The organism is Tolypothrix sp. PCC 7601 (genome assembly GCF_025677855.1).
Taxonomy (GTDB): Bacteria; Cyanobacteriota; Cyanobacteriia; order Cyanobacteriales; family Nostocaceae; genus Aulosira; species Aulosira diplosiphon.
The window spans coordinates 1063687-1088083 of sequence record NZ_CP064879.1; the positions used below are offsets into that span (position 1 = coordinate 1063687).

14 protein-coding genes and 1 CRISPR repeat array (1 of these 15 cut by a window edge) are annotated in these 24397 nt (G+C 40.5%); of the genes, 11 read left to right on the forward strand and 3 right to left on the reverse strand.

The features are described from left to right. The first annotated feature begins 130 nt into the window (after nucleotides 1-130). Together HG267_RS04385 and HG267_RS04390 are read left to right on the forward strand one after the other, a co-directional pair. Entirely contained in the window at nucleotides 131-1399 is a 1269-nt protein-coding gene (locus HG267_RS04385) for an ATP-binding protein (RefSeq protein WP_045870400.1), read from the forward strand. Between the two features lie 72 nt (nucleotides 1400-1471). Then, the gene (locus HG267_RS04390) at nucleotides 1472-3448 is read left to right on the forward strand and encodes an ATP-binding protein (RefSeq protein WP_052335189.1); all 1977 of its coding nucleotides are present in this window, start codon (nucleotides 1472-1474) and stop codon (nucleotides 3446-3448) included. A 94-nt stretch (nucleotides 3449-3542) separates the two neighbouring features. Here HG267_RS04390 and HG267_RS04395 read toward each other — a convergent pair whose 3' ends face one another. The 3 genes from HG267_RS04395 to HG267_RS04405 form a co-directional block, all read right to left on the reverse strand. Then, entirely contained in the window at nucleotides 3543-4112 is a 570-nt protein-coding gene (locus HG267_RS04395; protein WP_096621572.1) for a Uma2 family endonuclease, read from the reverse strand. 160 nt (nucleotides 4113-4272) lie between these two features. After that, nucleotides 4273-5052, reverse strand: coding sequence for a DUF3120 domain-containing protein (locus tag HG267_RS04400; protein WP_194007830.1), 780 nt, complete (start codon nucleotides 5050-5052; stop codon nucleotides 4273-4275). Nucleotides 5053-5125: 73 nt separating this feature from the next. Further along, complete coding sequence (locus HG267_RS04405) at nucleotides 5126-5290, reverse strand: hypothetical protein (protein ID WP_168160974.1); 165 nt, start codon at nucleotides 5288-5290, stop codon at nucleotides 5126-5128. 229 nt (nucleotides 5291-5519) lie between these two features. Between HG267_RS04405 and HG267_RS04410 the strand changes: the two genes are divergently transcribed. The 9 genes from HG267_RS04410 (at nucleotide 5520) to HG267_RS04450 (ending at nucleotide 22013) form a co-directional block, all read left to right on the forward strand. Then, the gene (locus HG267_RS04410) at nucleotides 5520-6482 is read left to right on the forward strand and encodes an undecaprenyl-diphosphate phosphatase (protein ID WP_045870402.1); all 963 of its coding nucleotides are present in this window, start codon (nucleotides 5520-5522) and stop codon (nucleotides 6480-6482) included. 205 nt (nucleotides 6483-6687) lie between these two features. Beyond that, nucleotides 6688-8010: a TIGR03279 family radical SAM protein gene (locus tag HG267_RS04415; RefSeq protein ID WP_045870403.1), complete on the forward strand. Its 1323-nt coding sequence runs from the start codon at nucleotides 6688-6690 to the stop codon at nucleotides 8008-8010. 215 nt (nucleotides 8011-8225) lie between these two features. Next, nucleotides 8226-11012, forward strand: a complete 2787-nt coding sequence (locus tag HG267_RS04420) for a family 10 glycosylhydrolase (RefSeq protein WP_045870404.1) — start codon at nucleotides 8226-8228, stop codon at nucleotides 11010-11012. A 734-nt stretch (nucleotides 11013-11746) separates the two neighbouring features. After that, nucleotides 11747-15673, forward strand: coding sequence for a PAS domain S-box protein (locus HG267_RS04425; RefSeq protein WP_052335190.1), 3927 nt, complete (start codon nucleotides 11747-11749; stop codon nucleotides 15671-15673). A 97-nt stretch (nucleotides 15674-15770) separates the two neighbouring features. Further along, on the forward strand, nucleotides 15771-16964 hold the full coding sequence (locus tag HG267_RS04430; protein ID WP_045870405.1) for an EAL domain-containing response regulator: 1194 nt from the start codon (nucleotides 15771-15773) through the stop codon (nucleotides 16962-16964). 247 nt (nucleotides 16965-17211) lie between these two features. Further along, complete coding sequence (locus tag HG267_RS04435) at nucleotides 17212-19530, forward strand: NACHT domain-containing protein (protein WP_045870406.1); 2319 nt, start codon at nucleotides 17212-17214, stop codon at nucleotides 19528-19530. A 350-nt stretch (nucleotides 19531-19880) separates the two neighbouring features. After that, nucleotides 19881-21227: a PQQ-dependent sugar dehydrogenase gene (locus tag HG267_RS04440; protein ID WP_045870408.1), complete on the forward strand. Its 1347-nt coding sequence runs from the start codon at nucleotides 19881-19883 to the stop codon at nucleotides 21225-21227. A 51-nt stretch (nucleotides 21228-21278) separates the two neighbouring features. Beyond that, nucleotides 21279-21410 carry a hypothetical protein gene (locus HG267_RS04445; RefSeq protein ID WP_255325208.1) on the forward strand — a complete coding sequence of 44 codons (132 nt, stop codon included), beginning with the start codon at nucleotides 21279-21281 and terminating at the stop codon, nucleotides 21408-21410. Nucleotides 21411-21602: 192 nt separating this feature from the next. Then, a complete protein-coding gene (locus tag HG267_RS04450) occupies nucleotides 21603-22013 on the forward strand; it encodes a phosphomannose isomerase type II C-terminal cupin domain (protein WP_045870409.1) in 411 nt (136 codons plus the stop codon). Between the two features lie 566 nt (nucleotides 22014-22579). After that, a CRISPR array of direct repeats spans nucleotides 22580-24397; the repeat unit is 37 nt; unit sequence ATTGCAATTTCACTTAATCCCTATTAGGGATTGAAAC; it runs 251 nt beyond the window's last position.

A 24397-nucleotide genomic window follows, 5' to 3' on the forward strand; every position in this document is an offset into this window, starting at 1 on the left:
ATTCGGCTGTTAAGTTGCACAATCCATTGTGAGGCCTGTTGACTGTCAACGGTCAACAGTCAACAGTCAACAGTTAACAGCCCTTATTAGTAGTTATGCAATTTAGACGCGTATTCGCTTAATTACATTGATGTCACAAAATCCCTTCTTTGTTGGTGGCCCAGTACCACCAGAATACTTTTTCGGACGCAGTGCGGAAGTTAGAACTGCTTTTGACCAAATTTCTCGCCGCGCGCACTTGGCTATCTATGGTAGTCCTGGGATGGGCAAGTCTTCGTTATTGCGGTATATTGCTTCACCAAAAATTTGGGAAGCGCGGGGAAGAGATATATCGAAAGCGTTGATTGTTTCTATTAACTGTGCAGGTATAAGTCCTTTTACCGCCTCTGGTTTTTGGCGAGAAATTCTCAGCTTGCTACAAGATGCAACGGAAGATGATGAATCTCTACAAGCTGATATTAAACAGTTATTACAGGAAGAAAAGGTAGAAAAGGGAGACTTGCGGCGAATGCTGCGTAAAATTGGGCAGCGTGACAAGTTCTTGTTGCTACTGTTAGATGATTATGATGCTGCGCTGCAACCCAATGAGCAATACACCGAAACCCAAATGCTCACTTTCTTAAGTGAGTTTCGGGATTTGGCAGTTCACAGCAATGAAGGCAAATACCTTTCAACTATTGTTACTACTTTTCGCCGCCTCAATGAATTGGGGCCGACCATCAAACCAGGGGGTTCGCCGTGGTATAATCATTATCTCTTCCGGTTATTAAGACCATTACCTGCTACGGAAGTTAATAATCAGCTGGCCATACCCATTCCTGGAAGTTTGCGCGCCGGAGTTTTGGAAATTATCGATGGACACCCAGCACTACTGCAAAATGCGGGTTATTTATTGTATGACACCCTGCTAGCAGGAAACACTCCTGATATTCAGTCTTTTGCTCAGGATTTTGAAAGCGCTACCGAGCAATATTTCCGCGATACCTGGAGGTTTTCCACTGAAGAAGAGCAGATTCTTTTAATGCTAATTGCCCTAGTGCGGTTGCAAGGTCGCTTAAACAGAAACACTCGCTATGCTTTAGGTGATATTGATTTAGTTTTTAGCCAACGCAGCCGGGAACTAGTTGATTTAGAGGAACGAGGCGTAATTCAACGCACATTAGATGAAGGGAAAACTGTCTATAGTTTTAATTCATCAATGATGGAGTGGTGGGTAATCCAAGAAATCTACAACACTAATGAAGCGCAACTAGACGGACGCGAGAAAGTTTTTCTGAATTTGATGAGCCGGGAACAAGCAGGTACAGTTAAAAAAGCGATTCGTTGGGTATGGCAGCATCGAGATATCGTCCAGTCTTTAGTTTGGATTGTTCGCAAACTAGCGGGCGATCCTACTTGAGAAGTAATTATCACGTGCCGTATGCTTAAAGTACAAGCTAGATCTACTTCCTCTGGGGAGGAGTTGGCGAGAATGGTGTCTTCAACCAATTGGGAAGATAATCCGTATGTTATTGGTCGTCCAATTTATGAACCAGAGTTATTTTTTGGGCGTGAAGACCTATTCAATTTTATTTATGACAATCTCAATCAAGGCGCACAGGTAATTTTACTCCACGGTCAGCGCCGGATTGGTAAGTCATCTGTGCTGTCCCAAATTCCTCACTTTATCGATTTAGAAAACTTTTTCTTTATACCTTTATCGCTAGAGGGTAAAAGTCAGAAGTGCCTAAGTGAGGTTTTATATGAGCTAGCAAGAGAGATTATTGATTATTTAGATGATTATCGCCATCCACATCGCCGCCAACTTGCTTTACCAACAAAAAAACAACTGCAAAAAGATGCAGGTATATTCTTCAATGAATTTTTACCTCAAATTTATCAAGTCATTAATGGTAAAAACTTGGTACTTTTGCTAGATGAGTTTGATGTATTAGGTGATTCTGGTCAAAATTCTTCTGTTGCTGAATTTTTTCCTTGTCTCCAATCGGTTGTTTATTCCCAAAAAGAACTTTTTATCATTCCAGTTATCGGTAGACAATTGGATGATTTACCCAATTTACTGAGTTTATTTAGGCAAGCACCAAATCGAGAAATTGGTCTATTAGATAGACAAAGTGCAGAACAATTAATTACCAAACCTGCTAAGAATATTCTCAAATATGAGCCTGATGCTATAGATGCAATTTTAGAATTGTCAGCAGGACATCCTTATTTTACCCAAGTAATTTGCTTTGCGCTTTTTTCGCAAGCGAGGGAAGAACAACGCTGGCAAGTTACTCGCAGTGATGTACAAAATATTGTTGAGGAAGCAATTGAAATTGGTGAGGCTGGTTTAGCTTGGTTCCGAGATGGTTTACCGATTACTGAGCGAGTAATTTTCTCGGCGGTAGCAGAAGTTCAACAACAAACAACCTCTGTAGCTAAGGGAGAACCATTAAAACTGCTGGTGCAATGTGGTGTAGTTTTAACTGAGCCTTTTCACATAGCAGAAGAACGATTATTGCAATGGGATTTCTTACAAAATATAGCACCAAAAATCTCTTTACCATTACGTTGGAATAACTATAAGGTAACAGTTGAGTTAGTCCGTAAATGGTTAGTCAAAAGATATCCTTTAAGGCGAGAAATTTGGGAATTAGAAAAACTAGATTCGCAAGCTAATCGCCTTTATCAACAAGCAGTAAAGTTATCTCAAAATAGCGATTTACAAAATGCAGCCAATCTCTACGAGCAAGTATTACAGGCTAATCCTAACCATTTTGATGCACTATTTAGATTAGCTGAAATTTGCATAGATATTAGAGATTTTGACCAAGCTGTAGAACTTTATGCTAGAGCTTATAAAGTCGATTCGATTAGAACTCAGGAAGGATTTATTCAAGCTTTACTGAGTTACGGACAAGAACTAATGGAGCAAGGAAGATTTGAAGCAGCAAAAGAACAATTTAAACAAGCGTTAGTACTGCAACCGCAAAACTCTGTAATTCAGGCTGTTTTAGTTGCTGCTCAACAGAGAAGAAGAATTGTTAAAACTGATGAAATGGTGGTGATTACTAGCGGTAGCTACATTGAAAAATTAAGCGAATCAATGGTCAATGAAGTTACTATTAATGAAGCAAATGACCTTGTTAATAGTAGTATTAACCAACTTGAAAATTTAGATTCTCCAGAAGCAGCAAAATTAGCTAACCTGCTGAAACAGTTGCAATCAGAAATTGAAGCGAATAGAGAATTACAACCTGAAGATAAAGCGGAAGCATTAGAGCAGGTAATGGCTTTAGCTGAAGCGGGAAAAAATCCGGAGGAAGGACATATACACAGGTTAGCCAGAACTGCGTTTAAGATTTTGATTGGTACGCTGGCTAGTTTACCCAATTCTGCCAAATTAGTAAAAACTGGGCATAAGTTATTACCTGCTATCTCGCAATTGTTGGATTTGAATCTTTGAGCAAACAAAGAAACACAGCACAGCGAAGAGAGACAAGGGAAGGGGGACAAGTAACATATTTTAAAACAAGTTCATCAAACGTTTTCATCACATCTCATCCTTGCAAAACTTCCGCCGCAGTTAACTGAAGATTAGCAAAAATTGAAGAGGCGATCGCACTTTCTCCCTGATAAACTCGCTCATCATAAAATCCCTCTACCCATTCCAAAACTGTCACCTTTTGGGCGATAGGATCAACAATCCAATACTCCGCAATTCCTCGTGCCGCATACTCAGAACGCTTATAACGATAATCCCGACTTTCCTGATTTGGACTGACTACCTCAACCACCAATAACGGCGGCGGCATATCCATCAAAATCAGCGATCGCTTTGCGCCTTGCATTACTGTCGCTAACTCTTCCGAAAACAGAGTCAAATCAGGCACTCTTACCCCCACCTGCCGACTATTCACAGAAACTTCTGTTTTCGTACTCAAGCGATAAAATGGAATTCCCAATTGTAAGAAATAAGCAACTAAAAACATCACTATCCGGCGATTTAGCTCGCTTTCTAATGGCATCTGAATTAATTCTCCATTTTCTAATTCATATAAAAAATCAGTGCCATCGTCATAATTAATGAATTCTTCAAAGCTCATCTTTTTAGCGGCTGCAACTTTCATTGCTTTTTCTCCAAATAGTCAGCTTTTATTGATTATTTTAACAATGTCTCCAATTTCTTCATTACCTGCTGAATTTCCACTTCCAACGGTTTAATTAAAGCTATTTTTGTTGTTTTTTAAATTAAGAGGCTTCTCCTAATTTTCCCTACTACTTATTTTTTTATACTAAAATTGCCGCTAATAAAAATAGGCTGTCTACTAAGATTGTGCTTAAAACTGCGCCACTGAAGGCGTACCAATGTCTTTGCTTAGTAAGTAGAGGGATAATACCTGTTGTTAATAATACTAAAGCTAAGGCGATCGCCCATGCTTGTCCCCAAGGTGTTCTAACTTGAATGACAGCATTTTGTAAAATTGCTGAAACTCCCTCAGGTTCAACTTGCATGATTTGTCGCCAATAGGGAATTAAATCTACTAAATAAAAGTACACATCCGTTAAGACTGTACCAAATAAGGAACCTAAGTAAAACCAGTTACCAACTTTGCCCCAATTTCTGAACAGACACCAACAAGCAAAGGGTAGCCCAATAGATTCTACTGGTAAATGCCATAACGGTTCCCAGCGAAACCATCCCCAGTAAATTGCACCTGCTAGCCAACTCCAGCTAAAACCTAAAAGCAAATCGCCCCAAAGATATGTTGCGGGACGTGACATTAAATTAAAACTCAGCCACACCCACAAGCCTGCGATCGCTAAACTTAAACTAGGGAGCGATCGCACTAATGGCGCTTCGATAAATACTGGTACAGATACCAAAAATACCGCCGCCGCAAACACTAACCAAACTTTTGTAGAAGCTGGAGATATGGGCAAATTGGGAGAATTTGAGAGTGTCGTCTCTAATTCACCTATGCCTTTGCGTCCTTGATTAATGGATTGTAATTCAGTATCTATAGAGCCGGTAGGAGCACCGTATGAGGACAATGTATTATTAATCAATGTTTTTAATAATTGTTACTAAACTTTATCTTACTTAAAATACCACACTTAAAAATCCCCCCCAGGGGCATATTTATTTTACATTAATTTTGGGGATTGGGCATTGGGCATTGGGCATTGGGTAATGAGTAATGAGTAATGAGTAATGAGTAATGAGTAATGAGTAATTACTTTTTACCTCATCTCCCTCATCTCCCTCATCTCCCTCATCTCCCAGTCCCCAGTCCCCAGTCCCCAATCCCCAACCTATTCACACGAACTTTAAAAAATTGTCGTTAAGGCTTCATCTATTTTTGAGAAACTCTAGCTATTAACAGCTACCTTCTGAGTGGGAGAGTGCTAAATTAATGGCGCGTCTTTGGGGAAATTCATGGTAATCCACAGCTTTGTTTTGTGATTATCCTGGCAAGTTCTCCAGGTAGTTGTTTTTGTAATAGGTTGTATGATTAGCGATCGCAGGTAGACTAATGGCTCTATTAAAACGACAACAATTTTTAATGTTGAGTGCGGTATCTGCTGCTTTGTCAGTAGCTGCATTTCCGCTGCAAGTTCTCAGCACCCAGCCTCAGCCCGGGGGTGAGGGGGTGCAACAAATGAATATTTTGCAAGCAATTATTTTAGGTTTCGTACAAGGACTGACAGAATTCTTACCCATTAGTAGTACAGCCCACTTAAAAGTTGTACCTGTGGTTCTAGGTTGGGGTGATCCGGGGGTAGCGTTTACAGCAATTATTCAATTAGGTAGCATTGCGGCGGTGCTGTGGTACTTCTGGCCGGACTTAGCGCGAATTATTAAGGGTTCAGCTAGAGCGATCGCCCATAAAGATTACAATGACTATGACTTGCGGTTAGCCTTGGGGATAATTTTGGGAACTTTGCCAATTGTCTTTTTTGGGCTGTTGATTAAAAAGTTTATCCCCGATTTTGATAATTCTCCCATTAGAAGCTTAAGTGCGATCGCGATCGCTTCTATCTTTATGTCGCTGTTACTAGGATTGGCTGAACAACTAGGTAAGCGTCAACGTAACTTTGAAAAGCTGACAATGAATGATGGCTTATTAATGGGTTTGGCGCAATGTTTAGCATTAATCCCAGGGGTATCTCGTTCTGGTTCTACCCTCACAGGGGGGTTATTTATGGGATTAGAACGGGAAACCGCAGCGAGGTTTTCATTTTTGCTAGGGATTCCCGCCATTACCTTAGCGGGGTTAGTGGAATTAAAAGATGTTGTCGGCGCAGGCTTAAGTAGCGATGCGATGATTCCCCTAGTTGTCGGCGTGATTTCTGCCGCTATCTTCTCCTATATTGCGATCGCTGGCTTGCTGCGCTTCCTCAAAACCCAAAGCACCTGGGTATTTATTTGGTATCGATTGGCATTTGGTGTAGCTATTTTAGGGGCAATTAGTGCTGGTTTGTTGAAGAATAGTTAATAGTCCTTGGTCATTTGTCCCTAGTAGTTCAACACACAAATATTCACAGGTGTAGATTGGGGAAAGGCAAAAGGGGAAAGGGGAAGGGTTCTAAACCTTTACCCTTTTCCCCTTACCCTTTCCCCTCGCCTGTGAAAAAAACTTTGGCAGACTACTAGTCATAGTTCTTAGTGACAAATGACAAATAACAAATGACAGATGACAAATGAGTACAATTCACCCTGCCAAAATTAGTAAAGTCTTACCAGATTCCATCGCGGCTGAAATCGGCTTTGAGGTGGGGGATGCGATCGTTGCAATTAACGGTACAAATCCCCGCGATTTGATTGATTATCAATTTTTATGTGCTGATGAGGTTTTAGAACTAGAGGTTTTGGATGCATCTGGTAAAACTCATAATGTGGAAATTGAAAAAGACTATGACGAAGACTTAGGGCTGGAATTTGAAACGGCGCTGTTTGATGCTTTAATTCAGTGCAATAATCGCTGTCCGTTTTGCTTTATCGATCAACAGCCACCAGGAAAGCGTTCTAGCTTGTATTTTAAAGATGACGATTATCGTCTGAGCTTTTTATATGGGTCTTATTTAACTCTCACCAATTTACCAGAGCGGGAATGGCAGCGAATTGAACAGATGCGTCTATCTCCTTTATATGTTTCTGTTCATGCTACAGAACCAGAGGTGAGAATTAAACTCCTGAAAAATCCTCGCGCCGGGCAAATTTTACAACAACTCAAATGGTTCCAAGAAAGACGACTGCAAATTCATGCCCAAGTCGTAGTTTGCCCTGGTATAAATGATGGCTTACACTTGGAACAAACATTAGAGGACTTAGCGTCATTTTATACTGGCGAAGTGCCGACAGTGGCATCAGTGGCAGTAGTCCCTGTGGGTTTAACAAGGTTTCGCCCCGAACAAGACGAACTTACCCCTGTAACACCAGAAAAAGCGCAAGAAGTGATTTCTCAAGTGCGATCACTTGCTTTAGAATTTCGCCAAAAGTTCGGTTCTAGCGTGGTTTGGTTGGCTGATGAATGGTTTTTAATTGCAGGTGAAGAGTTACCTAGTGAAGCTGAATATGAAGAGTATCCCCAAATTGATAATGGTGTTGGTTCGATTCGGTTATTTCTTAAACAATTTGCAGCTGCGGCGGAATCACTCCCAGCTAAAATTTCTCCCGAGAAAAAATTAACTTGGGTAGTTGGTAATGCAGTTGAGCAAGCATTTCAACCCATCCTCAAACAATTAAACTCTGTGGCGGGTTTGCAGGTAAATATGCGTGCTTTGGCTAGCGATTATTGGGGACAAAATATTAGTGTGACTGGTTTATTAACTGGGCATGATTTAATTCTAAACTTAAAAGGTGAAGATTTAGGTGATGGTATTTTGCTGCCAAATGTCATGCTTAAACATGGTGAATTGATATTTTTAGATGATATGAGTATTAAAGAAGTTGCTAGCAAACTGGGAACCAAAATCTTTCCAATATCAGGAATTGAGCAATTAATCAATACCTGTATTGGATGAAATATAAACTGTCTAGGGCTTTGCCTTTTCCGTAGGAAAGTGTAAAGGATACAGTAAGAAATCAGTAGATATCTTGCTAGTTTTGGGCAAGCAAATATTTATATGCTGACAATTGATGTAAAATCCTTTGAGTATAGGATATTTTTATACTTTATACTTCCTACTTCAGTTAATGATTAAACGAAGAATTAATTAATCTAAATGAGGAGTGAGGAGTGAAGAATCAGGAAAAGCGTGTTACCAAACAATTACAACTAAAAAAAGCCGGATTCTTCATTTTTAATCTGCAATTTTTACTATTAAATAGTTTGGGAATTATACCAGCAATTGCGGCAGATGAAGAACCAGTATTGAGCATAGTTTATAGTCAAGATAATAGTAATCAATGGTCAACAATTACTAATCGCTTGCAAGCGGCTGGGGTGAAATATTGTGTGATCCCCCTAGCTGATGTGCGAAGTGCGACAGATTTGGGCGATCGCAAGGTATTATTTTTGCCTAACGTTGAAACATTAACACCAGCACAAACCATCGCTTTAGAAGAATGGATGAGCAAAGGCGGGCGTTTAATTGCTAGCGGCCCTGTGGGTAGTTTGTCAGCCCCAGGCGTGCGCCAGTTGTTGCGAAGTATTGTAGGCGGTTTTTGGGGATTTAGCTTGAGTGAAAAGCAAGAGCTACAACCAGCAAAAACCAAGCTACCAGAAGACTGGGTCAACCAAGGGGCGATGTTTGGCAAAGTACATGGTGGCGTAATCTTACCCGATAGCGTCAGTACACCTGCGGCAGTATGGAATAGTACAGATAATCAGGCAGCTGTAGTCACTACTGACCGTTCCACTTTGTTAGGCTGGCGCTGGGGTGTAGATGCAGTTGCAGGTGCAGAGTTAGATAACGCTTGGTTAAAAGCCGCGATCGCGCGTTATATGAAGCTACCACCCAGTGCTAGTAGGAAGGTCGAAGGTGGTTCACCGACTTGTTCTACTTCCACAGTGGCGAAATCCACAACACCCTCACCATTACCACCAGTGATTACAACTGCGATTCAACCAGTTGTGCAACCGCCAATTACCAATACACCAAAACCACAAACTAAAACGCCACCAAAAGCGATCGCCACGGCTCCCCAACCTAGACCGTTAGCGAATGTAACACGTCAAAGTTCCCAGGAGCCGATTGATCAACTAGAAGACACAGTGCGGTTGGATGTAGTACCCAACTCGAATGTACCAATTAGTAGCGGCGATGCGATCGCCCTGCAGCAGGAGCTAGAAAATCTGATTGGGCGTGTCGAGAGTTCAAATTTAGCAGCTGCTACCAATGGTGCTAATGAAGATATTGCCAGCAGCAATACCGAAGGGCTGAAGGTAGACCGCCCCAACTTGATTGCTAGTCGGTCTGGCGTGCAAATACCAGAAACAGCCGTAGCAATTACCCAAGCCAGAGAAATAGCCAAAAATATACCTGTGTTGGTGGCGCAAAAAAATTATGCTTTAGCTCGTCAGCAGTGGCTCACAGCCAAGGCGAGTTTGTGGAAGCAGTTTCCCTTAAATCGCAGATTAGCTCAACCAGAAATTCGCTCAGTTTGGTTAGATAGGGGGACAATTGTCCGTGCTGGTAGTGAGCAAGGACTAGCACAAATTTTTGATCGCCTGGCACAATCAGGAATTAACACGGTATTTTTTGAAACCGTCAACGCCAGTTACACAATTTATCCTAGCCAAGTTGCACCCCAACAAAACCCCTTAGTTCGCGGTTGGGATCCATTAGCCTCAGCCGTCAAATTAGCCCATGCGAGAAATATGGAACTACACGCTTGGGTTTGGGCTTTTGCGGCGGGTAATCAGCGTCACAATGAAATTATTAACGCCAAGCCAGATTATCCTGGGCCAGTGCTAGCAGCTAATCCCGATTGGGCAAACTACGATAATCGTGGCAACATGATTCCTATCGGTCAAACCAAACCATTTTTTGACCCAGCAAATCCCCAATTGCGGCAATATTTACTCAGGCTGTATGAAGAAATTGTCACTCGTTATCAAGTTGACGGGATTCAATTAGATTATATCCGTTATCCCTTCCAAGACCCCGCCGCCGGGAGAACTTACGGCTATGGTAAAGCCGCTAGAGAACAATTTCAGCAACTTACAGGGGTAGATCCCACGAAAATTTCTCCTAGCGATCGCGATTTATGGCAAAAGTGGACAGCATTCCGTACCGAGCAAATTGATAGTTTTGTCGCCCAAGTTTCCCAACAACTGCGACAAAAACGCTCTAATTTAATTGTCTCCGTGGCTGTATTTCCCCTACCAGAAATAGAACGCATTCACAAGCTGCAACAGCACTGGGAAGTTTGGGCTAGGCGCGGAGATATCGATTTAATTGTGCCCATGACTTATGCTTTGGATACTTCTCGCTTTCAACGCCTAGCACAACCTTGGATTGCTTCTACACAATTAGGCGCAACTTTATTAGTACCGGGAATTCGGCTGCTTTCTTTGCCAACTGTAGGCGCATTCGATCAACTGCAATTGGTAAGAGATTTACCTGTTAGCGGTTACGCACTTTTTGCGGTTGATAATTTGAACAACGAGTTCCACAAAATCTTTAGTCATACTCAAGGTAAAGCCCAACCTACCAGCACCGAACCGATTCCCCATCGTCAACCTTTTCAAGCCGCTGCTGTGCGTTATAACGGCTTACAAAGAGAATGGAAATTTATTTTGCAAAGCGATCAAATGCGGATGCCAGCAGCTACAATTGCTGATTTTAATAATCAAGCACAAGTTCTACAAACAGCTTTATCTCAGCTAGCAGCCTCACCTTCTGCTAGTAAGTTCATTACTGCTAAAGCTGCACTCAGCCAATTCCAATCTCAATATCGAACCTGGATGCGCCAAGAAGCAATAGAAAATCCCTATCAAGTCAAAGTCTGGGAGAATCGTCTAGCAGCAATTGAACGTTTATTACGTTACGGCGAACGACGGTTGCAGTCTCGTCCTTAAAGGCACAGGGGTAGGGAGCAGAGGGGAGTAAGGGACTTCCAAATAAAAAAATATCCCAGTATGTATTGTGGGGTGGACATCTTGTCCGCCCAGTTTATGTGGCGGGCATCTTGCCCGCCCCACAAGATGGAATAATTTATTTCTTGGAAATCCCTAAAATTCTTGTGAAATCTAGAAATTGGGATAATTGATTTTTTGGAATTCTCTAAATAAATATCCTCATGCTGTGGATGCGCGGGGGGGAAGGCAATATTATTTATATCCGCTTATGCCCTTCATGTTGTGTTTAAAAAAAGGCTAATCTTTAACGCTGCAGAGAAACAAGGCGCAGGATTGAGAAAGAAAGTTGGATAATTGATATTTTAGTATTTCTTAAAGTTCACACCATCATTTTTCTGTAAAAATCCCAATCCCCATTACCCCTTATCCCCAGAGGGGGCCCCGAGTTCCCCAATCCCCTTCCCTAACCCCCAATCCCTAATAATTCTTAAGAATGTTGTATCTACATAACATAAATTTTCCCGTGTTAATACGCGAGTGGTAATTAACTATTAGAAAGAAAATATTACAATAGCTGGGAATAATCTTAAGGAGGTCAAAAATTAGTTATCTCAATTTGAACTATTACTTTCAAGGCTCTATTCAGACTACCACTTTATTTAAGTGGTAAACTTCGGCTTTCAAGATAAAAACTGGCAATAACTATTTTTAGATCGGAGTCATCCCCAACATCTATGCAAAGCATACCTCAACTGCTGTGGCGAAAAGACTTAAAGTCAATGATTGACTTTCAGCCGTTGATTGTTGGGCCGGAAACATTGGTGTCAGATGCGATCGCTCTCATGGCAAGTCAAGGCAAAAGTGCTTTAGTCGGTTCATCTACAGAGATTCTTGGCGGGTTTAGTCAGAAAAATCTGGTCAAGTTGGTAGCTGGGGGGATTGACTTGAAAACTACTAAAATCTCTGAGGTAATGCAGACTCCAATTCTCAAGCTCAAGTTATCTGAGGTTAACGATTTAACAACGCTGCTTTCTCAATTACGCCAATCTCAAGTTGATTTGCTGCCAATCGTCGATGAAAATGATTGTCTGTTCGGTGTTATCACATTAGATAACGTTTGTCAAGTGCTAGAACAACAGCCCCAGTCATCTATAGATCAATGCGATACCATAGACAAACAGTTATGGTTGCTAGAGTCGGTAATAGCTAGTGCTAACGATGCCATTGTGATTACAGAAGTAGGTTCACTAAATGAACTAGACCCACGGATAGTTTATGCGAACACAGCCTTTACCCGGATGTGCGGCTACAACTTGGGTGAAATTGTAGGCAAAACACCCCGGATGTTACAGGGTAAGCAAACTTCGCAGACGGAACTGGCAAAAATCCGCACAGCACTGCAAACGGGATCGACAATTAAGACAGAATTACTCAACTATAAAAAGGATGGTACTCCCTACTGGGTAGAGATGAGCATCTATCCCATTAAAGACGAAGCTGGGACAATAATTTATTTTGCTGCCATCCAGCGAGACATTACCAAACGTAAAGCTGATGAAGCGTCTATAAAACAGACAGCAGAATTATTTCAACAACTCACAGAAAATATTCCGCAAGTATTCTTTGTGCGGGATGCAAAAGAAGAAAAAATTTATTACGTCAGTCCCGCTTACGCCCAAATTTGGGGCAGAAACAGCGATCGCTTGGATGAAAATCTTCAAGAATATCTTGATTCGATCCATCCCCAAGACCGCGATCGCATCCTTGCAGCCAGAGAAAATCTTTTATTAGGTGAGTCTTTCAACGGAGAATATCGCATCATTCGTCCTGATGGTGAATTACGCTGGATTGCCAGCAAAACTTTCCCCATTAAAAATGAATTCGGAGAGATTTATCGCATTGTCGGCATTGCCGAAGATATTACCATACTCAAACAAACACAAGCAGATTTAAGTCAAGCCAATGCAGAGTTAGAAAGGCGAGTATTAGAGCGGACAATTGCGTTAGAACAAATTAATCAACAGCTATTATCAGAGATTTCTGAGCGCCAAATTGTTGAAGACCAATTACGAGATAGTGAAGAACGCTTCCGCAACTTAGTAGAAGCTAGCAGCGATTTAGTCTGGGAAGTTGATGAAAAAGCACGTTATACCTACGTTAGCCCGCAAATTCGCGAAATTTTGGGATATGAACCAGAGCAATTACTGGGTAAAACTCCTTTGGAATTTATGCCCTTATCTACGAGAACAATTCTGGCTGAGAGTTTTGCAGCATTTTTCCTCACACCACAAATATTTCAATGTCTGGAGAACATCCAGATGCATCAAGATGGCCATTTAGTTGTACTGGAAACTAGTGGTATTCCTGTGTTTGACTCTCAAGGTCAATTCACAGGTTATCGCGGTATGAGCCGTGATGTTACCCAGCGCCATCAAGCAGCAGCATCATTAAGGGAAACGCAAAAGCAGCTACAAGCGATATTAGATAATTCTTCAGCAGCTATTTTTGTATTAGATATTCACAATAGATACTTACTGATCAACAGCCAGTATGAAAAACTATTTAATCTTAAACAAGCAGAGATAGTAGGTAAAAGTGTTTATGACATTTGGGATGTTGAGATTGCCGATCAGTTTGTAGTCAACAATCGCCCAGTCATTACTAATGGTAACCCCATAGAAGTAGAGGAAGTTGTTCCCCAAGGCGATGGATTACATACTTACCTGTCGAACATTTTTCCTTTAAAAGATACCGATGGTAATATCTATGCTATTTGTGGCATTTCTACAGATATTACCGAACGCAAAATAGTTGAAGAATCACTACTCAGCCTACGCCAAGCCATAGAAAGCACGAGTGATGGCGTTGTTATTGTTGATATTACAGGTAAAGGTATTTACTTTAATCCAGCATTTCTCAATTTATATGAATATACTCAAGGGGAATTACAAGCACCAGGCGGGTTAGCAGCGATTTTCCAACAGCCTCAAGACCGTGAGGAATTATATCAGACACTTGTGCAAGGCAATTCCTGGCATCAAGAAGTGACCATGCGATCGCGCAGTGGTCGCACCTTACAAGTATATCTGCGCGCTGATGCAATTAAAGATGCGACTGGCAAAGTGCTGGGAATAGTTTGTAACCATACTGATATTACCCACCGCCAGTTAGTAGAAGCAGGTTTACGACTCCGCGATCGCGCGATCGCAGCTAGTAGCAACGGGATTATTATTGCTGATGCCAGTATACCTAATGGGCCGATTATCTATGTTAATTCTGCCTTTGAGCGGATGACTGGATATAGTGCCACAGAAGTTATTGGGCAAAACTTTAATTTATTCCACAACAATGAAAATCAAGCGCAATTACAACAACTGATTGCAGCTATGCAAGCGGGAGAAGACTGCACCGTTATTTTGCGTAACTATCGTCAAGATGGCGAACTTTTGTGGACTAAGCTCAACATTTCTCCTGTGTATGATGTTGCAGGTACACTCACTCACTATATTGGCATCCAAACAGATATTACTGAACGCAAACAAGCAGAAACAGCACTACTTCTTAGCCAACAACGACTGCAATATTTACTGGCTTCCAGCCCAGCTGTAATTTATAGCTGCAAAGTCTCCGGAGATTTTGGCGCAACTTTTATTAGCGAAAATGTCAAAGCCATGATGGGCTATGAAGCCAGAGAATTCCGCGAAGATTCTAGTTTTTGGGCTAATCGTATCCATCCAGACGATGTATCAGATGTTTTTGCCAAAATATCTGAGATTTTTTCTCAAGGATATCACTCCTATGAGTACCGTTTTTTACACAAAGATGGTAATTATCGTTGGGTTTACGATCAAGTCCATGCAATCAAAGATGAAGCTGGTAACTTTGTGGAACTTGTTGGTTACTGGGCAGATATTACAGAGCGTAAACAATTAGAACAGGAGTTAATAACAGCACTGGAGAAAGAAATAGAACTCAACGAACTCAAATCTCGTTTTATCACCATGACTTCTCATGAGTTCCGCACACCGTTGAGTACCATTCTCTCTTCTTCAGAGTTACTAGAACACTACCGCCACAAATGGACAGACGAAAAACAACTGATTCACATTCACCGTATCCAAACTTCTGTCCATCGGATGACAGAAATGTTGAATGATATTTTGTTTATTGGTAAAGCCGAAGCGGGAATACTAGAATATCACCCGACATCTTTTGATTTAGTAGCATACTGTCATAATTTAGTTGCAGAAGTTCAACTAGATCATCAGCAACACCGTATTGATTTTCACAGCCCACATGAATTTATAGAATGTTACATGGATGAGAAATTGCTGAAATATATTCTCAGTAATTTACTCACAAATGCCATCATCTATTCTCCGGATACTCGCTATGTCAATTTCACTCTGACTTGTCAAAATGGACGAGCAATTTTTGAAATTCAAGACCAAGGAATAGGCATTCCTGAAGCAGATCTACCGTATCTCTTTGCATCTTTTCATCGAGCTAGTAATGTAGGTAATATCATCGGTACTGGATTAGGGCTAGCAATTGTGAAAAAATGTGTTGATATCCATCAGGGTGAAATCTTTGTCACTACTCAACTAGGAGTTGGGACAACTTTCACAGTCACTCTCCCAATGAATCAGCGTCATGAATGATTAACATCAGGATGAATGGGCATTTATTACCAAGTTAAATACCCAATTGACTTTCACAAAATCTCTTTACAGAATCAAATACAAACAGAATTAAATTATGACTAAAATTTTAGTAATTGAAGATGAAGAACTAGTACGGGAGAATCTATTAGATTTACTAGATGCAGAAGATTTTGATACTATTGCAGCTGCTAATGGCAGAGTCGGCATTAACTTAGCTTTCTCGGAAATACCTGATTTAATTTTGTGCGATATGATGATGCCGGAAGTAGATGGTTATGGTGTATTAACTACATTACGCCAAGACCCATTAACGGCCACAATTCCCTTTATTTTCTTAACGGCTAAATCTGCAAAAGCCGATTTTCGCCAAGGTATGGATATGGGCGCAGATGACTATCTGACCAAGCCTTTCACCCGCGCCGAATTATTAAGTGCAATAGTCAACCGCCTAGAAAAGCAAGCAGCTTTAAAAAAGCATTTATTATCAACTCAAACTGCAAATGTGGCATTATCACCCAAGATGCAGTTACTAGAAACTTATTTACAACAAGTAGTTAAAGAGGGAAAATTTTCTGAATTCGAGTTATATTATCAACCCATAGTAGATATCGCTTCTGGGAAGATTATCGCCGCCGAAAGTCTATTGTATTGGGAAAGTCCAGAATTAGGTTTGGTTCCCCCGGTAGAATTTATGCAATTAGCCGAATCTACAGGTTTAATTCTGCCAATTGAACAATGGATAGTGACCAATGTCTGTTCGCAAATCAAAAGCTGGCAATATAATCTTGACTTTTTACCGTTGAGTATCAATGTTAATGTATCTGGAAGTCAATTTTATGATCCAGATTTTATCTCAAAGCTATCTGAACTTTTAGCAAGTAAAAAGGTCTCACCGCAGCACTTAGAAATAGAACTGAGTGAAAGCACTCTGATGCAAGACATCACGAATGCGATCGCTATTCTGGGTAAATTATTTTCTTTAGGTGTCAAAATCGGTCTTGATGATTTTGGTATTGGCTCTTCTTCTTTAGTTAACCTTAAAGATTTACCTATTAATACCTTAAAAATCGGTCGATATTTTATTCACAATATTGATTCAAATCCACAAAAATCAGCTCTCACCAAAGCCGTAATTGAAATGGCTCATAAGCTAAATATCCGGGTAATAGCTGAAAGTGTAGATACAGAAGCCGAATTAGATTTTTTACGTCAATCTAATTGTGATGCGATGCAAGGATTTCTTTTAAGCCGTCCATTACCAGCAGCTGAATTAGAAAACTTTTTTTAAATAGAAACTGCTGAAAAATTTTAACTCTCATACCTGGAAATTAAATAAAAGCTTCGGCATTGCATAACAAGGAAATATTTTGTTTAGCAATGCCATAAGCTAGTTGGGTATGTAGAATTGGCTGACTTGAAAACTATTATAAATAGCTTATATTAGTGATTGTGTTGGGGTTCAAGTATAAGATTTAGTATAACTTGTATATTTTGTATACGAACAGCCAATTTCTATATATTTTTTTGGTGAGAGCATGGCAAAAAGATCTCTTCAAGCATCAGAAGAAGGTATCAGAAAAGCTAAACAGGCTTTTAAACGTAAAGGTTGGACGCAAGAATATCTAGCTGCGACGGTAGGTTTAGAAACTCGTCAGCCAATTTGGAAGTTTTTTACTGGTAAACCAATAGACCGCCAAGCTTTTAACGAGATTTGCTTAGTTTTGGACTTAAACCCTTTAGAAATCTCACAAAATTGTACTGAGGATGAAATAACACATCAAGAACAGCCACTCAATACCTATATGAATTTCCATTTAGATATTGAGAGTTTAGTAAAAAAGCTCAGGTCTGCTCAATATGAAAGGATGCAAGCCCAGTGTGGTACGGTGCATATTTTGGATATTGCACGGCCTATTGGGATAAATGAGTTATATGTTGATGTCAATATCCTAGAAGAAATTAATAGTAAAAGATGGGTAGATATTAATGATTTACAAACGCCTGATAGAGAGCAATTTGAGCGATTTGGTTTAGGAAAAGTCCGTCAAAAACGGGTTAGCGGACAAGATGTAGTATTACAATATTCCAAATTGATGTTGTTAGGAAAACCCGGCGCGGGTAAAACTACATTTTTGCAATCACTAGCGATCAATTGTAACCAAGGCAACTTCCGTCCTGATTGTTTGCCAATATTTATCAATTTGAAAAACTTTGCGGAAGATACAAGAGACCTCCTGCAACCTAGCCTAGTAAAATACATTCATAAATATTTTGCAGTTTTTGATATTACCGAACAGCAAATTATCACAGTATTATCTCAGGGAAAAGTACTACTTTTATTAGATGCTTTAGATGAAGTAGCAGAACAAGATAGCGAAATACTTCTCAAAAATCTGCGACAGTTTATTGAAATCTATCATAAAAATATTATAGTTATTACTTGCCGCGTTGCAGCGCAATATTACAGGTTTCAAGGATTTACAGAGGTAGAAATTGCTGATTTTACTAAATCACAAATTGCTACTTTCGCTAACAAATGGTTTTTAGCGGTGGCTAAAAAAAGTCCAGCTAAAGCACAGTCATTGGCACGTAAGTTTATCCAAAAATTAGAACTTGCAGAGAATGTGCAAATTTTGGAGTTAGCATCTACTCCCATTTTGTTAAATCTCACTTGTTTATTATTTCAGTTTGTCGAAGATTTTCCTTCTAAGCGTGCTGAACTATATAAACAAGGATTAGATTTACTGCTGGTACGCTGGGATGAAGCCAGAGGGATAAAACGCGATCAAATTTACCGGAATTTGTCGCTACTCCAAAAAATTAAACTGCTGAGTCGGATTGCAGCCATTACCTTTGCTCAAGGAGAATATTTTCTCCCTGAAAATAAAATGCATCAGCTAATTGCCGACTATCTATCTCATCTTCCCCAAGGGATACATGATGCCGATGCTTTAGAATTAGAGAGTGCAGCCGTGTTAAAGGCAATTGAAGCGCAACATGGTTTATTAGTAGAAAGAGCTAGAGGCATTTATTCTTTTTCCCATTTGACTTTTCAAGAATACTTCACAGCCAGAGAAATTTTTGCTAATGCCAATACTCAAACACTACAAGAAGTTGTGGGGCAAATTACTGAAGAACGTTGGCGAGAAATCTTTTTACTAACTGTAGAGATGTTGCAACCAGCTGATGAATTATTGCAGCTGATGAAGCAACAAATCGACCGACTAGCAACTACCAACGAAAAACTAGAAGATTTTCTTAACTGGTTAATAGAGAAATCCTCGACAATCAAGGGAGCGTATCATCCTGCTAGTGTACGTGCTTTTTACTTTACCATTGCGTTGCCTCCCGAACATCCTTTAGCCCGGACGCAGAATTTTGCGATATCTTTAGATCCGCAAATGGCTGGTAATCTTTCTCTGGATTTAGCCTTGGATTTAGCCCTGACTCATGCCCTATCAGTAAGTGTGACGATTACAGCTGATATATTTAGCCAACGCTTATTTGCGTTAAGTTTAGCCCTCGACCTAGAACATTTACTCACAGATGAACCATCTTTACAAACATCACTAAAATTATTGAAAAACCAACTACCATCACCAAAACAGGGTAGAGAAGCATTAAAAATGTGGTGGCAAACTCATGGTGAAGGTTGGATTAGAAAATTGCGAACTTTAATCATCGGTTCCCGCCAAATTGGTCATGCTTGGCAGTTCAGCCCAGAAGAATGGCAGAACTTACAACAATATTGGTATGCCAATCAATTACTATTAGATTGCCTCAATAGTGCAACTAATATGACTCCTAATGTACGACAATCAATAGAAAATACTTTGCTGTTAGTTGGTGGGTAATTGGTAAGTAGGTCGGCGAAATTAGAGATAACTGGCTGAGGCTGTCATTTGTCATTGGTCATTTGTCATTTGGTAATGGGTAATGGGTAATGGGTATTTTTGAAAGGAAACAGAGAACAGTGTATTCTTTTGAATTTTGAATTTTGAATTTTGAATTTTGAATTTTGAATTGATTTGTCTCCCTCATCTTCCTCATCTCCCCAATCCCCAGTCCCCAATCACCAGTCCCCAATCCCCAGTCCCTCATCCCCAGCCCCCAGACGGATGAGCAATGACAGCGCTTTAGTTACACTCAAGACTGAGTACTTTGCTATCTTCCGGTTGAGATTTTTGGAAGAGTTGAATTATTTATGCAAATTCTTGAGCGTTTCTTGCCGCTTTTATTGTTATTCACCGCAGTAACAGCTTGTAACCAAACCAGTGCGTCTTTAGATAATGCCACACCGCAACCATCTGCATCTGTTGTACAACAGGCAGATAGTTCTCCACAACAGCCGAAAAATGTAGTTCGGACTGAACTGCTTTCACCTACACCAATTAGAATTGGCTTGAATAATTTACCAGCACCCTTCGCTACAGAGAGTGCTTCCAAAAGACCTCAAGTAGTAGCAATTCCGCAAAATCCTGTGCTGCGTGTGCCATCAGGATTTACAGTTAATGTTTATGCTGATGGCTTAGATGCACCACGCTGGCTGGCTTTAACTCCCGATGGTGATGTGTTAGTCACTGAAACTCGGCAAAACCGGATTCGGCTGTTGCGCGATCGCAATGGCGATGGGGTGGCTGATGTCCGTAAAACTTTCGCCAGTTCTCAGAATGGTCTAAATATCCCATTTGGTATGGCTTTTGGGGGTAATTCCTTCTTTTTGGGTAATACCGATGCTGTGCTACAGTTCCCCTACAGCAAAGGTCAACAACAACTGAGTGGTACGGGTAAAAAAATTGCTGACCTGCCTGGTGGTGGCTATAATCAGCACTGGACTCGAAACGTGGTAGTTTCGCCTGACGGTAATAAGCTATATGTTTCTGTTGGTTCCGAAAGTAATGTAGATGAAGAACCGCTACCACGCGCTTCAGTTCAACAAATGAATTTAGATGGTTCGCAAAAGCAGACTTTTGCTTCTGGCTTGCGTAACCCAGTCGGTTTAGATTTTCACCCAGTCACCAAAGCACTTTATACTGCTGTGAACGAACGGGATGGTATTGGTGATGACTTAGTACCAGACTACTTTACGCGTCTCCAGCAGGGAGAATTCTACGGCTGGCCCTATGCTTATCTCACACCCAATAATCTTGACCCACGTCAGAAAGCCAATAATCAAAGTAAACGTCCAGACTTAGCAGCCCGTACAAGTACCCCAGATGTGTTATTCCAAGCACATTCAGCAGCCTTGGGTGTACAGTTTTATGATGGTCAGACATTCCCACAAAAATATCGTAACGGTGCTTTTGTGGCTTTTCGTGGTTCTTGGAATCGCGATCGCGGGACTGGTTATAAAGTAGTATTTGTACCCTTCAATAATCAAGGCCGTCCGCAAGGTTACTATGAAGATTTTCTCACAGGATTTTTGCTCAATCCTTCTACACCAACCACTTGGGGGCGACCTGTAGGTTTACTAGTTTTACCTGATGGCAGTTTATTAGTAACAGAAGAAGCTAATAATCGGATTTATCGGATTCAGTATCAGGGGGGTTAGGGATTGATTGGGGAACTCGGGGCCCCCTCTGGGGATAAGGGGTAATGGGGATTGGGGATTGGGGACTGGGGATTGGGGACTGGGGATTGGGGATTGGGGACTGGGGACTGGGGACTGGGGACTGGGGATTGGGGAGATGAGGGAGATGAGGGAGATGAGGGAGACAAGGGGAAATTTTGGTAACTCATACTAATTTAAAAAATTAATGGGCTACATAGATTCACAGAAGTCTCAACCAGACAGGAATTCTAAATCCAAAATCTAAAATCCAAAATCTAAAATGGTATAACTTTGAGGGTTTTGTTTAGGCTTAACCTGTTTGCGCTACATTATTGAAAAATTAACTGCGATCGCTATTAGGTTTCAAAATTAGTTATGACTCAGAATGACAGTAATACTCAGTCCAATATTCCACCTTCTTCCCATTCTGGCGCTAGATATTGGGGCAATGTCGAGGTTGTGGAAGAAGGCGAAAACTATAGAATTAGTCGTGTGGAAATCAAGCCTAGGCACGGGATTAAACCACAAATCCATTATCATCGCAATGAACATTGGGTGGTAGTGTCTGGTATTGCCAAGGTGACTTGTGGTGAACAAGAAGTATTAGTGAATCGTAACGAGTCTACTTATGTTCCGGCTGCAACTCTGCATAAAGTAGAAAATCCTGGCTCTATTCCTCTGGTAATTTTAGAAATTCAAAACGGCGAGTATTTAGGGGAGGATGATACTGAGCGCCCTTTTGACTTAAGTCTGGTGCAACCTGTAACTGAAATTACTAATTCGTAATTCGTAATTCGTAATTCGTAGTACTCTCAATACTGCTCGGTTAAGGATTTTCAACTTGGAATTTAGCTTGGGGAAAAGGTGAAAGGGGAAGGGTTAAAGGTTTTTTCTTGCCCCTTTTCCCCTTCCCCTTTTGCCCTTAACCGACAAGTATTGGTAGTACTCTTGCTGGATTTCTTACAAGCAGCGATATAGCATATCTATGTTGGGTTAAGCGCTGACTTAACCTAACATGGATATTGAAAGCTTTACCTATATTGTTTGTAATGTGGTTGCTGCTTTGATTAGTTTGAATGTATTGGCGAAGAACGAGTCCGGAATGATACGATTTTCTTCGCCGGATGCGCGGATGGGTAGGTGTTGAAAAAGTGTTTTCCACAAAAATCGCTGAAACGATTTCTGTATCAGGCTTTTCAAGCTCAATTCCTGTAAAATCACCCGCGCACTTTACAGAAGAAGACTTTCAGCGATTTTGGTTTTGCGTTTTCATTATTGCTCATGTTATTATGGCACTGTCCGCGCAACAGAACCTTGAAAACTTCATACACACTGGCTTTGGAGCTTCTGCCATTGCAATTTCACTTAATCCCTATTAGGGATTGAAACGACTCTGATTCAAAATTTTCTAAGTAGTAAGTAATATTGCAATTTCACTTAATCCCTATTAGGGATTGAAACCATCTTTTAATAGCTTCGTGTGGATGCAGTGGACGTGGATTGCAATTTCACTTAATCCCTATTAGGGATTGAAACAAGCTCACCCTCTTGAATCCAATCCTTAACTTCAGATTGCAATTTCACTTAATCCCTATTAGGGATTGAAACGTACGGGGGACTGGGGAAAAACTCGTTACCTTCACATTGCAATTTCACTTAATCCCTATTAGGGATTGAAACTTTTTGGCGTAGTTGCTGTATATTACGCGCTTACCCATTGCAATTTCACTTAATCCCTATTAGGGATTGAAACCCAATGGATTCTGGTACTCTTACTGGCACTTTGGTTATTGCAATTTCACTTAATCCCTATTAGGGATTGAAACATCGGGTAGGCTCCACTCGTTTCTACCCAACCGAATTGCAATTTCACTTAATCCCTATTAGGGATTGAAACCGTACCATCGTCGCTGGTATAACTGAACCATTTATTAGAGATTGCAATTTCACTTAATCCCTATTAGGGATTGAAACAAACAATCGGGGAGCTGGTCTATAGATGTCGCTGATTGCAATTTCACTTAATCCCTATTAGGGATTGAAACAGATATTTAGGAGATATCCACAGAACGACACGCGGAAGGCTATTGCAATTTCACTTAATCCCTATTAGGGATTGAAACCTGATATTTGGTTGTTTCGATTCTCCATATTACTATTGCAATTTCACTTAATCCCTATTAGGGATTGAAACCAGTGATTTTGTAGATATTATCGGGGGTGGTAATTGCAATTTCACTTAATCCCTATTAGGGATTGAAACCTAGCCAAAATCAGCAAATCCAAGGAGAAATATATTGCAATTTCACTTAATCCCTATTAGGGATTGAAACTATCAAAATTATTTCCTGCTTCCCCCCAGTAAAATATTGCAATTTCACTTAATCCCTATTAGGGATTGAAACTAATTCACAAGCAGTCGATGAATTAATTGCGATTATTGCAATTTCACTTAATCCCTATTAGGGATTGAAACGCTGGAGAATGGAGCAGCTACTTAGCTAATGCTGGCACATTGCAATTTCACTTAATCCCTATTAGGGATTGAAACGCCTGTGATGGGAAATTCACTAAGTCTGGTGCGGGTGGATTGCAATTTCACTTAATCCCTATTAGGGATTGAAACTGACTATCTACATTTATCCAAATGTGAACCTGGCGAATTGCAATTTCACTTAATCCCTATTAGGGATTGAAACCTCTAGGTAATGGTACTCAGCCTCCTGTATCAGACGATTGCAATTTCACTTAATCCCTATTAGGGATTGAAACGTATTGGTACTCATACCCTTCAATCCAGTAGGGATTGCAATTTCACTTAATCCCTATTAGGGATTGAAACAATAACTCAAGAGGAGATATCGCGGTGCTTGACGATTATTGCAATTTCACTTAATCCCTATTAGGGATTGAAACTTCGGTAATTTTTGCTAGGCGCAGGGAACACTCAATTGCAATTTCACTTAATCCCTATTAGGGATTGAAACCCACCTATTGGTAGGGCGGCTTTTTCATGGGTGCTTTATTGCAATTTCACTTAATCCCTATTAGGGATTGAAACAAATTTTTCCCATCCGGCTGCTATTAAATCTTCTATTGCAATTTCACTTAATCCCTATTAGGGATTGAAACAGTTCAGACTGATATTCACCAAGGTAGTACTGGGATTG